The sequence below is a fragment of the Pantoea anthophila genome (assembly GCF_006494375.1).
GTDB classification, from domain to species: domain Bacteria; phylum Pseudomonadota; class Gammaproteobacteria; order Enterobacterales; family Enterobacteriaceae; genus Pantoea; species Pantoea anthophila.
Window position 1 is genome coordinate 87925 of the sequence record NZ_VHIZ01000008.1, and the last position, 14445, is coordinate 102369.

The window sequence follows — 14445 nt, forward strand, 5'->3', positions numbered from 1 at the left end:
AGCATGTCGCCGAAAGGTAAACCCTGAGCCATAAAAAAACCGCCAGCGCGAGGCGGGCGGTTTGTTCACAGCAGACGTGCCGTTACATCACCGCGGCAAAGGCTTCCGCCACCTGATGCACATTTTTGCTGTTCAGACCGGCCACACACATGCGGCCACTGCCCACCAGGTAGATGCCGAACTCATTGCGCAGGCGGTCAACCTGCTGCACGCTCAGGCCGGTGTAGCTGAACATGCCGCGTTGCTTCAGCAGGTAGTCGAAATTTTTGCCCGGCAGTGCCGTGCTCAGCACCCCGACCAGTGATTCGCGCATCGCGAGAATGCGCAGACGCATCGTCTCCACTTCGTCCAGCCAGCTCGCTTTCAGCGCGTCGTCGTTGAGGACGCGGGCCACGACCTGCGCACCGAAATTCGGCGGGCTGGAGTAGTTGCGACGAACGGTCGCTTTCAGCTGGCCCAGCACGCGCGCTGACTCTTCGGCGCTGTCACAGACGACAGAGAGCCCGCCTACGCGCTCGCCATAGAGCGAGAAGATTTTAGAGAAAGAGTTGCTGACCAGTGCCGGCAGGCCCGCAGCCGCGACGGCGCGCAGCGCATAAGCATCCTGCTGCATGCCTTCACCAAAGCCCTGATAGGCGATATCCAGGAAAGGAATCAGCTGCTGTGCTTTCAGTACCTCAATGGTCTCATCCCACTGTGCATTGGTCAGGTCAGCGCCGGTCGGGTTATGGCAGCAGGGATGCAGTAACACGATGCTCTGCGCTGGCAGCGTTTTCAGGGTATGGATAAAGGCATCAAAACGCACACCGTGGGTTTCGGCGTCATACCAGGGGTAGCTCTTCACCTCAAAACCTGCGCCATTAAAAATCGCGATATGGTTTTCCCAGGTGGGATCGCTGACCCAGACGGCCGACTGCGGGAAGTAACGCTTAAGGAAGTCTGCCCCGACTTTCAGCGCACCCGATCCCCCCAGCGTCTGAATCGAGGCGATACGACCCGCCTGCAGCACCGGATGGTCGGCACCAAACAGCAGCGGCGCGATCGCGTTGCGGTAGCTGTTCAGGCCTTCCATGGGCAGATAGAGCGATGCCTGCTTTGGCTCGGCATTGAGCTGCTCTTCAGCAGCCGCTACGGCCTTCAGCTGCGGGATAATGTTCTGCTCGTCGTAGTAAAGCCCGATGCTCAGGTTAACTTTGTGTTCGCGCGGATCTTGTTTAAAGGCTTCCATCAACGACAGAATCGGATCGCCCGCATAGGCATCAACGTTTTGAAACACGGTGTAGGTCTCCATGATTGGTCCAGAGGTAAAGAGGGCTAAACCCGATAGCGTCCCGGACGGTGGTTCATTGCAATAATCAGATTGAGGATCACGGCTCCTGCAATGGAGGCCAGCAGGATGGGGCCACTGACCACAAACAGGGACGCCAGCACGACGCAGGTGTCGACCGCCATCTGCAGTTTACCCGCGCGGATCCCAACGCGATCCTGTAGCCACAGCGCCAGAATATTGATGCCGCCCAGGCTCGCCTTATGACGAAACAACACTATAAACCCGATCCCCATGATGACGTTACCGAACAGTGTCGCATAGAACGGATTGAGATCGGAAAAGTGAACGAACAGCGGGTGCAGCTGCGTAAACAGCGATACCAGCCCGACGGCACAGAAGGTTTTCAGGGTAAATTCCCAGCCCATGCGTTTTACCGCCAGCCAGTAAAAAGGCAGGTTGATCAGGAAAAATGCGCTGCCAAAGGAGAGCGGAGAGAGGTAGCTCAGCAGAAAGGCGATACCGGCAGTGCCGCCCGTCAGGGCACCTGCCTGTTTCAGCATAATGACGCCGAACGAAACCATCAGGGTGCCCAGCACCATCGCCAGCGCATCTTCAATACGCGAATGCGGGACGCGGGAGGGTTCTGCGATGTTATCCATGGGGGTTGTCTCAGTGCAAATGATGCGGTTGCAATGCAAAAAACGCACCATTGCCGCAGCCTCATTCGGCTGCTGGCCGGAGGCTGGTGATATCCCGTTGATTTCCAAGGCGCTTTATAACAGGATTTCGTGCATGCGTTTCGGTCAAAACCGTCACTCCATGCGCAAAAACCCGTTAAGATGCGTATTCTTTGCGTTTATAGTCGCCAGTCTGCACCAAAAACGCACAGCACGCACCTTTTTAGCGCGTTTTGCTCGCAGGCAGCATCATCAGGCCATTCTCTTTCATGCGCCCCAGTACCACGGAGGTTTTGACGTGGGACACGCTCTGATGGCCCGCCACTAACTGGCTGATAAGCGCACTGAGGGAGTTAAGATCGGCCACCGCCACTTTAAGCAGATAGTCAGCGTCACCGGTGGTTTTGTAGGCGTCGACAATCGCCTCTTCCTGCTCCACCATGCGGTGAAAGCTCTCCACATATTCGGTGGTGTGGTTGATTAAGCGTACCTCTATCAGCCCCACCATCCCCAGCCCGATGGCATCGGGCGAGAGCCGGGCGTGATAGCCCAGAATCAGATTGGCCTGTTCCAGATTGATGCGGCGGCGGGAACATTGCGAGGCGGAGAGGCCAACCAGGTCGCTGAGTTCCTGGTTAGTAAGACGGCCGTTAGCTTGTAATAAAGTCAGGATTTTCAGGTCGTAATCGTCTACGTGAGTCATTCCGTTTCCACAGCGTGAGAGGCGTCGCTTTGTTACAGATAACCCGATAACCGCAGAGGTTGTCCAACACTATTTTCTGATGATGGGAGCTGTCATGCACAGATCGTGCATGACAGCACAAAGCGCAGATTATTCGTCGTCGTATTGCGGGCCGGCGTAGTTGTCGAAGCGTGACCACTGACCGTTAAACGTCAGCCGCACCGTACCGATTGGACCGTTACGCTGTTTACCCAGGATGATCTCGGCGATCCCTTTGAGATCGCTGTTCTCGTGATAGACCTCGTCACGATAGATGAACATGATCAAATCCGCATCCTGCTCGATCGATCCCGATTCACGCAGATCCGAGTTAACCGGACGCTTATCGGCACGCTGCTCCAGTGAGCGGTTAAGCTGCGACAGCGCGACCACCGGCACATTAAGCTCTTTGGCCAGCGCCTTGAGCGAGCGGGAGATCTCCGCAATCTCCAGCGTTCGGTTGTCCGACAGCGATGGCACGCGCATCAGCTGCAGGTAGTCGATCATGATCAGGCTCAATCCGCCGTTTTCACGGTAGATACGCCGGGCACGCGAACGCACTTCAGTGGGGGTCAGGCCGGAAGAGTCATCGATATACATGTTCTTCTTCTCCAGCAGGATACCCATGGTGCCGGAGATACGGGCCCAGTCCTCATCATCAAGCTGGCCGGTTCGGATGCGGGTCTGGTCGACGCGGGAAAGCGAGGCCAGCATACGCATCATGATTTGCTCGCTGGGCATCTCCAGACTGAAAATCAGCACTGGCTTATCCTGCAGCATCGCGGCGTTTTCGCATAGGTTCATCGCAAAAGTGGTTTTACCCATCGAAGGACGGGCGGCGACGATGATCAGGTCTGAACCCTGCAGGCCAGCGGTCTTTTTATTCAGATCCTGATAGCCGGTGTCGACGCCGGTGACGCCATCGTGCGGGGTCTGATAGAGCGACTCAATACGGGAGACGGTCGATTCCAGAATCTGCTCGATGTTCTTCGGCCCGGCATCTTTATCTGCGCGCGCTTCGGCAATCTTGAAGACGTTCGATTCCGCAAAGTCGAGCAGCTCTTCGCTGTTCCGCCCCTGCGGATCATAACCGGCATCGGCGATCTCGTTGGCAACGGAGATCATCTCGCGTACGACCGCACGTTCGCGCACGATATCGGCATAGGCGCCGATGTTCGCTGCACTCGGGGTGTTTTTCGCCAGCTCAGCCAGGTAGGCGAATCCCCCCGCCATCTCCAGTTCGCCACGGGTTTCCAGTGACTCGGAGAGCGTAATCAGGTCAATGGGCTTGCTGTTTTCCAGCAACCGCTGCATCTCTGAAAAAATCAGCCGGTGCGAGCGGTTGAAAAAATCATTCGCGACGACGCGCTCAGAGACGTTATCCCAGCGCTCGTTATCCAGCATTAACCCACCGAGCACCGACTGCTCCGCTTCCAGCGAATGCGGGGGCATTTTCACGCCAGCCAGCTGGCGATCCTGCGTTTCGTTCGATTTGTTGGTGGGTTTATTTCCTGCCATAGTGAATGCATTACCGATCTTCTGTGGGGACGCGCAAGTATACCTTAGTTGGGGTGCGTGCCTCACCCTCATGATGAAACAATCACAGGAGTCAGAATGGCAAAGCGTATTCAGTTCAGCGCGCACGGCGGACCGGAAGTGTTAACGTGGACGGATTTTGACCCGGCTGACCCGGCTGAACATGAAGTGCAGGTGGAACACCGCGCGATCGGGATTAATTACATCGACACCTATGTGCGCAGCGGCCTCTATCCTGTGGCGGCGTTTCCTTCGGGGCTGGGTACGGAAGCCGCAGGCGTGGTGTCGCGGGTGGGCCGCGGCGTCACCCTGTTTAAACCCGGCGATCGCGTGGTCTACTGCCTGGCGTCAATGGGGGCCTACAGCGAACTTCATAACGTGGCCGAAGATCGCCTGATGCATCTCCCGGAGGCGATCAGCTTTGAGCAGGGTGCCGCCAGCTATCTGAAAGGGCTGACCACGCAGTATCTGCTGCGGCAGACCTATAAAATCAGCGCCGGCGAGACCTTCCTGTTTCATGCCGCAGCAGGCGGCGTCGGTTTAATCGCCTGTCAGTGGGCAAAAGCACTGGGCGCACACCTGATTGGCACGGTAGGCTCTGCGGAAAAAGCAACCATCGCCAGAAACGCCGGGGCCTGGGCGACCATCAACTATCGTGAAGAGAATATTGCCGCGCGCGTCAGCGAGCTGACCGACGGGAAAAAAGTCGGCGTGGTGTATGACTCTGTCGGCAAAGATACCTGGGAGGCGTCGCTGGATTCCCTGCGCCGTCACGGGCTGATGGTCAGTTTCGGTAACGCGTCCGGGCCGGTAACCGGCATCGACCTTAGCATTCTGAATAAGAAAGGCTCGCTGTTTGTTACCCGCCCTTCGCTGTTTGGCTACATCACCAACCGCCAGGAGCTGGAAACGGCCAGCGCCGAACTCTTCTCGCTGCTGGCAAGCGGCGCAATCAGGGTGGAGGTACCGGAGCAGCAGAAGTTTGCGCTGAAAGAGGCCAGCAAAGCGCATCAGATTCTGGAGAGCCGCGCCACGCAGGGTTCCTGCCTGCTCATCCCCTGACCGGACAAACAAAAAGGGCTTCCCGCAGGAAGCCCTTCTCTTTTTTATTTTTTGTTCGCGCTGGTGTAGGGACAGCGGCGATGAATTCCTGTCGCGTCGATGGCACATCGCGTTGACAAAAGCCATCCTGCCAGAAAACATAAGTAAAAAATATGTTTAATTGCAGATTGCGGCTTTGCAATCTCTCACTCTGTGATCACTCCCGCAATTATCGCCAGCTTTTCCGGTCTAACCTGTTGATCTTACGTCTTAGCTTACGTCGTGCCCGCGCCTCGCTGTCGCCAAAGAAGGCGCGATGCAGCCAGACCGCGATCACGGCCAGCACCAGCCACGGTAACACTTTGATAACAAGTGCAAACAGCCCGCCGACAAACATCACCAGGGTGGCGACCACCAGTGCTGCCAGCACGCCCAGCAGCGACACGCCGGTCAGCAACAGCATCAGGAAAAACCCCAGTACAAATAAAATTTCCACGTCAGGACTCCTTTATCCACTTTCATACCAGGACAGTTACAAAAAGCGTGCCAACAGGTAACCTATTGAATAGTCGTGGTTTACGGGAAGGGGGCGTGAGATAACCTGGTGAAAAAGACCAGATGATGGCGTAAAAAAAACCAGCCTGAAGGCTGGTTTTCTGTGACGTCAGCGGATCAGGCTTCCTGTGGAATCTTATCCGCCACCAGCGCCAGCGCCGCTTCCAGAACGCGGACATCCGCCCCCGGCTTATGCGCATTTTCACTCAGATGGCGTCGCCACTGGCGTGCGCCCGGAATGCCCTGGAAGAGTCCCAGCATATGGCGCGTGACGTGGCCCAGATAGGTGCCCTTCGCCAGTTCCGCTTCAATATAGGGATACATGGCGCGTACCACCTCAACCGGGTTAGCCGCCGGATGCTGACGCCCGAACAGCTGCTGGTCGACCTGCGCCAGAATGCCGGGGTTCTGATAGGCTTCACGGCCCATCATCACGCCGTCAAGGTGCTCCAGATGCGCCTGTGCCTCTTCCAGCGTTTTCACGCCGCCATTAAGCGCAATCGTCAGATGCGGGAAATCGCGCTTCAGCTGGTAGACGCGGGGATAATCCAGCGGGGGGATTTCGCGGTTCTCTTTGGGGCTGAGGCCGGAGAGCCAGGCTTTGCGCGCATGGATGATAAATGTCTCGCACTCGCCGCGGCCCGCCACCGTGCCGATAAAGTCGGTCAGGAAGGCATAGCTGTCCAGCTCATCAATTCCGATACGGGTTTTCACCGTGACCGGAATCGACACCACGTCGCGCATCGCTTTCACGGCATCTGCGACCAGAGTGGCTTCGGCCATCAGGCAGGCACCGAAACGGCCATTCTGCACCCGATCAGAGGGACAGCCGACGTTAAGGTTGATCTCATCGTAGCCGCGCTGCTCCGCCAGCTTCGCGCACTGCGCCAGCGCCGCCGGATCGCTTCCGCCCAGCTGCAATGCAACCGGGTGTTCAGCGTCACTGTAAGCCAGATAATCCCCTTTGCCATGGATGATCGCGCCGGTCGTCACCATTTCGGTGTACAGCAGGGTGTCGCCGGTCAGCTGACGATGAAAATAGCGACAGTGCCGATCGGTCCAGTCGAGCATAGGGGCGATGGAGAAGCGTTGCGAAGAAAAAGTAGCCATGTAGCGCAGACAATCCGGTAATTGAGGGTGATGGAATTCTGTGCAAGGATAACACAAGGGCGGGCGATAGTGCATCGCCCGCCCCCGGAGAGCCGGGATAATCCGCTTAGAAGTTAAAGCCCAGCTGCATCATCGCGCCCCAGGTATTGTTAGCACCGACGGAGCCAGCCAGATCCAGATGGACAGCTTTGTTAAACGGCGACAGACCAAAACCTGCCGTGGCCACATTTTCGTCGTTAGACCGCATGTCCGCACGATAACCCGCGCGCAGCTGCAGCCAGTCAAGTACGCGGTACTCCGCACCCACTGCCGCATACTGGCTGTTATCCTGAGTTTTGAAGCGTTTGGTTTCCGTGAGATCCACATCGCCGGTCACGGTAAACGGACCTTTATCCCAGGACAGACCGGTGGTAACCAGCGGGCGAATCTGGTAGGTGTCGCGGAATCCGTTAACCTCCCGGGTCTGCAGATCGCGTGAAACCAGGTTCTGTCCGGTCACACCCAGCGTCCAGTTTTCAGCAAAGGTGGTCGCCAGACCGGCATCAACGTTAAAGCCGGTGTCGGTGCTGCGATACTGACTGTTGTTGATGTCATTTTTGTCGTAGTTATAGATGCTGGCAGTGTAGTTATAGAGCCAGGTTTTCTGCACTTTTGGCGTCACGCCCACCGACACCGGCTGACCGGCGACAGTGAACTCATGCGCCACCGCCACACCATAATCGGTAACCAGCGCCGCTAAGCCGTTCGCACTGGAGCGAAGGTTATTCTGATCGCCCGGAAGAGGAATCGCCCCGTTTTCTATACTACGCAGATAGTTAATATCACTCTGGACCACGTTGGCGCGGACGTGTGCCGTTCCGTAGGCTTTGGCGATAAAGGCGAAAGGCAGCGTTTCATTGGGGATCGTAACAGCTATGGCCGCACCCGCACTGCCGTCGGCTTTGTTACCGCGCAAATCGCTGAGCTTATCTGCCACATCGCCTGAGGCCGCACGCAGTTCAGAGTTAGCACGGAAGAAATCCGCTGGTGTGAGGTTACCCAGCACCGTGCGGTAACGATCCACGGTGTCGGTAATATCATCGACTTTATCGATCAGCTTATCTTTGTCCGTTACCTGAATGCCTGCTGAAGGAATAATAATGCTGACATTATCGTCAGATTTAGCACGCGTCATTAATGCCGGGTTCGCCAGCACTGCAGAGCCATAAACAGAAGATGCCACGCCGGTGCCGCCCATGGCGTCATTACGTGCATCATACCAGGTCCCTGCCGCCATGGCGGAAGAAGAAAGGAAAAGCGCGGTCGCTGCAGCGGAACAGATCAGCGCTGAGCGTTGAGCGGATTTTTTCACCATTTGCCTGCCATCACCTGAGAAAGTGTCGTTGATACATTCAACAACTGAATAGTTTGTCAGCCCTATTGTGAACCCTGGCTAACGCGTTATTGCTGTGAATTCAAAGGAAACAGTGTCTTAATTCAAAGGATTGGACGTTTTGCGACCAGAATTAGCGTTTAATTATTAAAAACGGACCGGCTAATTTCAAATAATGTCAGACTTTTATTAAGTCTTTCTGAACATTACTTCTTAACTCAGTGAGATGCAAAGCAAAAGGACAAAAAATTCTGCTCCGGTTGATTTACAGGTGGATCGGTTTTTTCGTCAGATTTGAGATAGAGAGGAGCAAAAATTCCACAGGCGCTGTTTTTTCAGGCTAATTGTGCTGTTTTAACAGACAGAAACGCGCTTCAGCACCCTGACAGGTTATGTGATAAAATAACATCACTTATTCAGCGGAGGATTTTCATGACTACCATGACGTCGCAGCAAATTTTGATTCAGGCCGAAAAAATGTGCCTGCAACGTGGTGTGCGTCTGACTTCGCAGCGCGCTGAAGTGTTGCGTCTGATGGCGGAACAGCCGGGCTCAATCAGTGCCTACGATCTGCTGGATCAGCTCCGGATCAGCGAACCTCAGGCCAAACCTCCCACGGTTTATCGTGCGCTCGACTTCCTGCTGGAGCAGGGTTTTGTGCATCGGGTGGAGTCCAACAACAGCTATGTGATGTGTCACCATTTTGAGGCGCCGGCTCATACGTCGGTCATGCTGGTCTGTGACCGCTGCGCCGCCGTCACCGAGAAGCAGGCGCAGGGCGTGGAAAAGATTATCGCCACGCTGGCGGGTGAAGCGCAGTTTGCCCTGCGTCACAGCGTGATCGAAGCCCATGGCTTATGCGAAAACTGCGCGGAAGCAGACGCCTGCACGCAGCACGAAAACTGCGGACATGACCATCAGGATGAGGGTAAAAAGCGCGGACGACGGGGATAAGCGGCGGAACAATCACTATCGGACTAAAAACGATCTGCCTGCTCAGGCCGCAAACCAGCTGTTCTGACGCCAGTGCCTGCGCCAGATGAGCCACAGTGAGAGGCCGCGCAGTGCGAGGAAAACCGTTACCGCCAGCCATAAACCGTGATTGCCCAGCACCGGCACGCTCAGCAGCGTCAGAAAATAGCCTGCGGCTGCCACCACCATGCTGTTACGCATCTCACGTCCGCGCGTTGCGCCGATAAACATCCCATCCAGCAGATAACACCAGACGCCGATCAGCGGCATGATCACCTGCCAGACCAGATAGCGGTCGGCCGCCTGCTGCACTGTCTGAAGAGAGGTCAGCAGCATCACGATTTGCGGGCCGGTAAAGGCATAAACCAGCGAGAAGAAGAGCGCCACCGCCGCCGCCTGTCGGCAGGCAGAGTGCCAGACGCGCAGCAGTTTGCTGCCATCTTTTGCGCCATGCGCTTCACCTGCAAACGCTTCGACGGCATAGGCAAAGCCATCGAGCGCGTAGGCGGTAAAGGTAATGAACATCAGTAACACGGCATTCACCGCGACCACCTCCGGCCCCAGCCTGGCGCCCAGCACGGTCAGCGAGGCGAAACAGAGCTGCAGCATAAGAGAGCGCAGCATAATGTCCCGGTTGAGGCGCAGCAGCCGGGCGCTGTCACCGCGCCAGCTCTGTTTCAGCAGGCTGAACGGAATGCCGCGCAGCTTCAGAACCCGCCAGACCATCATGCCGCCGACGCCCAGCGTGATATATTCCGCCAGTGCCGTGGCGGTGGCTGCCCCCGCAACGCCCCAGTGCAGCCCCATGACCAGCCAGAGGTCGAGCACGATATTCACCAGGTTCCCCACTACCAGCAGGATCACCGGCGCACGCGCATACTGCACGCCCAGCAGCCAGCCCAGAATCACCAGGTTCGCCAGCGTGGCAGGCGCACTGAGCCAGCGGATCTGAATAAACAGTCCGGCCTGCGCCAGTACCAGAGGATCGCCGCCAATCAGATGGGTGGCCAGCTGAATAATGGGGTAACGCAGCGCGACAAACAGCAGACCCGCCAGCAACGCCATGATCAGCGGCTGGATCAGGGCGCGTGCCAGCGCCGCTTTGTCGCCTGCCCCGAAGGCCTGTGCCGTCAGGCCCGTGGTGCTCATGCGAAGGAAAAGCAGCAGCATAAAGAGGAAGCTGGTGACGGTCGTCCCGACCGCGACCCCGCCAAGATAGACGGGGCTGTCGAGATGACCAATCACTGCCGTATCGACCACGCCCAGCAAGGGAACGGTGATATTTGACAGGATCATGGGCAGCGCGAGCCGCCAGAGATTTTTATCGGTTGCCGTGATAAAGCGCATTCGCCATTCCGTGCTCAGTGTCGCTGCGCAGAGGCGGCAGCGACAAAATCAGGGCAGACAGAATAGCACCAGAAAAGGCGAATGCACGCAGGCGTCAGAATCAGAGCCATTCGCCGTTGCGTACGACACCCACCGCCAGACCTTCCACGGTCAGCGACTGGGCGCGCGTATCGACAACAATCGGGTCGAAGTCGCTGTTTTCGGGCAGCAGATGCACGATAGCACCCTGCTTTTTCCAGCGTTTCACCGTCACTTCATCGTCAATGCGGGCCACCACGACCTGGCCATTGCGCACATCCTGCGTTTTATGCACCGCGAGCAGGTCGCCGTCCATAATTCCGATATCTTTCATCGACATTCCGCTGACGCGCAGCAGGAAATCCGCCGAAGGTTTGAACAGGCCCGGATCGACTTTGTAATGCGTCTCGATATGTTCCTGCGCCATGATGGGCTCACCGGCAGCAACCCGGCCAATCAGTGGTATGCCTTCTGAGGCTTCTTCTTCCATTAACAGACGGATGCCGCGCGATGCGCCGGAGACAATCTCAATGACGCCTTTGCGCGCCAGCGCTTTCAGATGCTCTTCTGCCGCATTTGGCGAGCGGAAACCCAGCTGCGCGGCAATCTCGGCACGCGTAGGCGGCATGCCTGTTGAAGTAATATGGTCGCGAATCAGGTCATAGACCTGCTGCTGCCTGCTGGTTAATGCTTTCATCCCGCCCCCTGGTTGTTTATACAGTCGCTGTGAGTATATACAGGTATTGGCGAAATGAAAACCGATTGTCAGGGAAAACGCGGCCTGAGCCGCGTTATGGAAGGTTTATCGCAAATGTGTCCAGAGCAGCGCGATCCAGACAAACAGGGCCAGTAAGATAGCCAGCAGCACCGCTGCCGAACCCATATCTTTTGCCCGGCCCGCGAGCGGATGATGCTCCTGACCGATGCGATCGACCACCGCTTCAATGGCGCTATTGAGGATTTCGACGATGACCACCAGCACCACCGACCCAATCATAAGGATGCGCGAGATCACATCAACGTCCAGCCAGCACGCGATAATGATCGCCGCCAGCGCAGCCAGGGCTTCCTGACGAAACGCCGCTTCATGTTGCCACGCGGCACGCAGCCCCTGCCAGGAGTAACCGGCGGCTTTTACTATTCTGATAAGTCCGGTGGCATTATTTGCCATGTGTGGGAACCCTTTTATCGGATTGACGTCAATGTCTGGGCTGCGTGCATTTGGCACCACCACAGATCTTCGCTGCACTTTCTGGTATGCTTGCGGCGCTTTGCTAACAAGAGGCTTCATGTTGTCTATGTCAGGTTGGCGTAAACTTTATTATAAATTGCTTAATTTACCACTCTCGTTTCTGGTAAAGAGTAAGGCCATTCCGGCCGATCCCGTGTCTGAACATGGTCTGGATCCGACCCGACCTATTATGTATGTTTTGCCTTACGATTCGAAGGCTGACTTACTGACTTTGCGCGCGCAGTGTCTGCGGCATCATCTGCCCGATCCGCTCTCTCCACTGGAGATTGATGGTTCCCTGCTGCCTCGCCACGTCTTTATCCACGATGGCCCGCGCGTCTTCCCCTATTTTGTACCCAGCGTGGAATCGGTGAAAATTTTCCACGATTACCTGGACCTGCATCGCAATAATCCCACGCTGGATATTCAGATGCTGCCCGTCACCGTGATGTTTGGCCGCGCACCGGGACGTGAAGTCCAGGGCGAAGCCACACCACACCTGCGGGTGCTGAACGGCGTGCAGAAGTTCTTTGCGGTCATCTGGCATGGGCGCGACAGCTTTGTCCGCTTCTCGCCGACCGTGTCGCTGCGGCGTATGGCCACGGAACATGGGACAGATAAGACGATCGCGCAGAAGCTGGCCCGCGTCGCGCGTATCCATTTTGCCCGTCAGCGGCTGGCTGCGATTGGCCCGCGTTTACCGGCCCGTCAGGATCTGTTTAATCGCCTGCTGCAATCCAAAGCGATTGAAAAAGCCGTAGAAGATGAGGCGCGCAGCAAAAAAATCTCCCATGAGAAAGCGCAGCAGAATGCCGTCGAGATGATGGAAGAGATTGCGGCGAACTTCTCCTATGAAGCGATTCGCGTTACTGACCGGGTGATGGGCTGGCTCTGGAGCCGTCTCTATCAGGGCATCAACGTCAATGGCGGCGAAAAAGTGCGCCAGCTGGCGCAGGATGGTCATGAGATTGTCTACGTGCCCTGCCACCGCAGCCACATGGATTATCTGCTGCTCTCCTACGTGCTCTATCATCAGGGCCTGGTGCCGCCGCACATCGCAGCAGGCATCAACCTCAACTTCTGGCCAGCCGGTCCGATCTTCCGTCGTCTGGGTGCCTTCTTTATCCGTCGCACCTTTAAAGGCAACAAGCTGTACGCCACGGTATTCCGCGAATACCTCGGTGAGCTGTTCACCCGGGGTTACTCGGTTGAGTACTTTGTCGAAGGTGGCCGTTCACGCACGGGCCGTCTGCTGGACCCGAAAACCGGCACGTTAGCCATGACGCTGCAGGCGATGCTGCGCGGCGGCAATCGTCCCATCACGCTGGTGCCGATCTACATCGGATATGAGCATGTGATGGAAGTGGGTACTTACGCCAAAGAGCTGCGCGGCGCGGCAAAAGAGAAAGAGGGCTTCATGCAGATGGTGCGTGGCCTGCGTAAGCTGCGCAATCTCGGTCAGGGTTACGTTAACTTTGGCGAACCGCTGCCGCTGGTTAACTATCTCAACAAGCGCGTGCCGGAATGGCGTGACTCGATCGATCCGATTGAGCCACAGCGTCCCGGCTGGCTGACCCCGACCGTGAACGATATTGCGGCTCGCGTGATGGTGCGGATCAATGAAGCCGGCGCGGCTAACGCCATGAACCTCTGTGTTACGGCCCTGCTTGCCTCACGTCAGCGCTCACTTACCCGCGAACAGCTGATTGAACAGCTGGAGTGCTATACCCAGTTGCTGCGCAATGTGCCTTACTCGCCGAATGCGACCCTGCCCGATCTCTCTGCGGAAGCGCTGCTGGATCACGCCCTGGGCATGAACAAGTTTGAGAGTGAAAAGGACAGCATTGGCGACATCATCATTCTGCCGCGTGAGCAGGCGGTGCTGATGACCTATTACCGCAACAACATTCATCACATGCTGGTGATGCCGTCGCTGATTGCCGCCATTGTTCAGCAACACCAGACGCTGAGCGAAGCGGAACTGCTGCGTCAGGTCAGCCTGATCTATCCAATGCTGAAGAGCGAGCTCTTCCTGCGCTGGGAGAGGGATGAGCTGCCGCAACTGCTGACTGAACTGAGTCAGGAGCTGGCGCGTCAGGGTCTGATTACGCTTGAGGCCGGTGAACTGCGCTTTACCGCAGCGCGCTATCGCACGCTGCAACTGCTGGCAGCTGGTGTGCGTGAAACGCTGCAGCGTTATGCCATTACCTTCTCGATTCTCAGCGCCAAGCCGACGATTAACCGCGGCACGCTGGAGAAAGAGAGCCGGACGCTGGCACAACGTCTCTCCGTGCTGCACGGTATCAACGCTCCGGAGTTCTTCGACAAAGCGGTCTTTACCTCACTGGTACTGACGCTGCGTGATGAAGGCTATATCAGTGACAGCGGAGATGCGGATGTGGCACAGACCCAGGCCACCTGGCACATCCTGGCTGACCTGGTGACCAGCGATGTCCGGATGACCATTGAAACGGCTGTCGCGCACGACTGATACCCGCGTAAAGCAAAAAAGGCGACCTCAGGGTCGCCTTTTTTATGTCGCACAGGGCTGTCTGGCAGGCTTCTTACAGCAACGAAGAACCTGACGCGCAGGGG

At 56.8% G+C, this 14445-nt stretch carries 13 protein-coding genes; 3 read left to right on the top strand and 10 right to left on the bottom strand.

Annotation, left to right across the window (positions count from 1 at the left end; translation table 11 throughout):
- Positions 1-82 precede the first annotated feature (82 nt).
- The 4 genes from FJW00_RS00815 to dnaB all read right to left on the bottom strand — a co-directional run bounded on the left by FJW00_RS00815 (position 83) and on the right by dnaB (position 4186).
- The gene (locus FJW00_RS00815) at positions 83-1276 is read right to left on the bottom strand and encodes an amino acid aminotransferase (protein ID WP_009092604.1); all 1194 of its coding nucleotides are present in this window, start codon (positions 1274-1276) and stop codon (positions 83-85) included.
- 38 nt (positions 1277-1314) lie between these two features.
- On the bottom strand, positions 1315-1929 hold the full coding sequence (locus FJW00_RS00820; protein WP_009092605.1) for a YitT family protein: 615 nt from the start codon (positions 1927-1929) through the stop codon (positions 1315-1317).
- Positions 1930-2170: 241 nt separating this feature from the next.
- Entirely contained in the window at positions 2171-2650 is a 480-nt protein-coding gene (locus FJW00_RS00825; protein ID WP_111208872.1) for an Lrp/AsnC family transcriptional regulator, read from the bottom strand.
- 129 nt (positions 2651-2779) lie between these two features.
- Positions 2780-4186 carry a replicative DNA helicase gene (dnaB, locus tag FJW00_RS00830; protein ID WP_009092607.1) on the bottom strand — a complete coding sequence of 469 codons (1407 nt, stop codon included), beginning with the start codon at positions 4184-4186 and terminating at the stop codon, positions 2780-2782.
- A gap of 96 nt (positions 4187-4282) precedes the next feature.
- Between dnaB and FJW00_RS00835 the strand changes: the two genes are divergently transcribed.
- A complete protein-coding gene (locus FJW00_RS00835; RefSeq protein WP_140922786.1) occupies positions 4283-5266 on the top strand; it encodes a quinone oxidoreductase in 984 nt (327 codons plus the stop codon).
- 208 nt (positions 5267-5474) lie between these two features.
- Here FJW00_RS00835 and pspG read toward each other — a convergent pair whose 3' ends face one another.
- The 3 genes from pspG to FJW00_RS00850 all read right to left on the bottom strand — a co-directional run bounded on the left by pspG (position 5475) and on the right by FJW00_RS00850 (position 8264).
- Complete coding sequence (gene pspG / locus FJW00_RS00840) at positions 5475-5741, bottom strand: envelope stress response protein PspG (protein ID WP_009092609.1); 267 nt, start codon at positions 5739-5741, stop codon at positions 5475-5477.
- A 176-nt stretch (positions 5742-5917) separates the two neighbouring features.
- Positions 5918-6910 carry a tRNA dihydrouridine(20/20a) synthase DusA gene (gene dusA, locus FJW00_RS00845; RefSeq protein WP_009092610.1) on the bottom strand — a complete coding sequence of 331 codons (993 nt, stop codon included), beginning with the start codon at positions 6908-6910 and terminating at the stop codon, positions 5918-5920.
- A gap of 106 nt (positions 6911-7016) precedes the next feature.
- Positions 7017-8264 (bottom strand): conjugal transfer protein TraF, encoded by a 1248-nt coding sequence (locus tag FJW00_RS00850; RefSeq protein WP_140922788.1) that lies wholly within the window; start codon positions 8262-8264, stop codon positions 7017-7019.
- Positions 8265-8714: 450 nt separating this feature from the next.
- Between FJW00_RS00850 and zur the strand changes: the two genes are divergently transcribed.
- On the top strand, positions 8715-9236 hold the full coding sequence (gene zur / locus FJW00_RS00855) for a zinc uptake transcriptional repressor Zur (RefSeq protein ID WP_009092612.1): 522 nt from the start codon (positions 8715-8717) through the stop codon (positions 9234-9236).
- A 42-nt stretch (positions 9237-9278) separates the two neighbouring features.
- Here the strand turns inward: zur and dinF are convergent, their stop codons facing one another.
- From dinF to FJW00_RS00870, 3 genes are all read right to left on the bottom strand, one after another.
- Positions 9279-10601: an MATE family efflux transporter DinF gene (gene dinF / locus FJW00_RS00860; protein ID WP_140922790.1), complete on the bottom strand. Its 1323-nt coding sequence runs from the start codon at positions 10599-10601 to the stop codon at positions 9279-9281.
- A 100-nt stretch (positions 10602-10701) separates the two neighbouring features.
- Positions 10702-11316 carry a transcriptional repressor LexA gene (gene lexA, locus FJW00_RS00865; protein ID WP_009092614.1) on the bottom strand — a complete coding sequence of 205 codons (615 nt, stop codon included), beginning with the start codon at positions 11314-11316 and terminating at the stop codon, positions 10702-10704.
- A gap of 105 nt (positions 11317-11421) precedes the next feature.
- On the bottom strand, positions 11422-11790 hold the full coding sequence (locus FJW00_RS00870) for a diacylglycerol kinase (protein ID WP_009092615.1): 369 nt from the start codon (positions 11788-11790) through the stop codon (positions 11422-11424).
- 127 nt (positions 11791-11917) lie between these two features.
- On the opposite strand from FJW00_RS00870, the gene plsB reads away from it, so the two are divergent.
- Positions 11918-14341: a glycerol-3-phosphate 1-O-acyltransferase PlsB gene (gene plsB, locus FJW00_RS00875; RefSeq protein WP_140922810.1), complete on the top strand. Its 2424-nt coding sequence runs from the start codon at positions 11918-11920 to the stop codon at positions 14339-14341.
- The last annotated feature ends 104 nt before the right edge of the window (positions 14342-14445 follow it).

What these genes read in the sequence shown, in the direction of transcription:
- FJW00_RS00820 (WP_009092605.1), bottom strand. Translation starts at nt 1,929, where the DNA reads ATGGATAACATCGCAGAACCCTCCCGCGTCCCGCATTCGCGTATTGAA.
- FJW00_RS00825 (WP_111208872.1), bottom strand. Translation starts at nt 2,650, where the DNA reads ATGACTCACGTAGACGATTACGACCTGAAAATCCTGACTTTATTACAA.
- dnaB (WP_009092607.1), bottom strand. Translation starts at nt 4,186, where the DNA reads ATGGCAGGAAATAAACCCACCAACAAATCGAACGAAACGCAGGATCGC.
- FJW00_RS00835 (WP_140922786.1), top strand. Translation starts at nt 4,283, where the DNA reads ATGGCAAAGCGTATTCAGTTCAGCGCGCACGGCGGACCGGAAGTGTTA.
- dusA (WP_009092610.1), bottom strand. Translation starts at nt 6,910, where the DNA reads ATGGCTACTTTTTCTTCGCAACGCTTCTCCATCGCCCCTATGCTCGAC.
- FJW00_RS00850 (WP_140922788.1), bottom strand. Translation starts at nt 8,264, where the DNA reads ATGGTGAAAAAATCCGCTCAACGCTCAGCGCTGATCTGTTCCGCTGCA.
- zur (WP_009092612.1), top strand. Translation starts at nt 8,715, where the DNA reads ATGACTACCATGACGTCGCAGCAAATTTTGATTCAGGCCGAAAAAATG.
- dinF (WP_140922790.1), bottom strand. Translation starts at nt 10,601, where the DNA reads ATGCGCTTTATCACGGCAACCGATAAAAATCTCTGGCGGCTCGCGCTG.
- lexA (WP_009092614.1), bottom strand. Translation starts at nt 11,316, where the DNA reads ATGAAAGCATTAACCAGCAGGCAGCAGCAGGTCTATGACCTGATTCGC.
- FJW00_RS00870 (WP_009092615.1), bottom strand. Translation starts at nt 11,790, where the DNA reads ATGGCAAATAATGCCACCGGACTTATCAGAATAGTAAAAGCCGCCGGT.
- plsB (WP_140922810.1), top strand. Translation starts at nt 11,918, where the DNA reads ATGTCAGGTTGGCGTAAACTTTATTATAAATTGCTTAATTTACCACTC.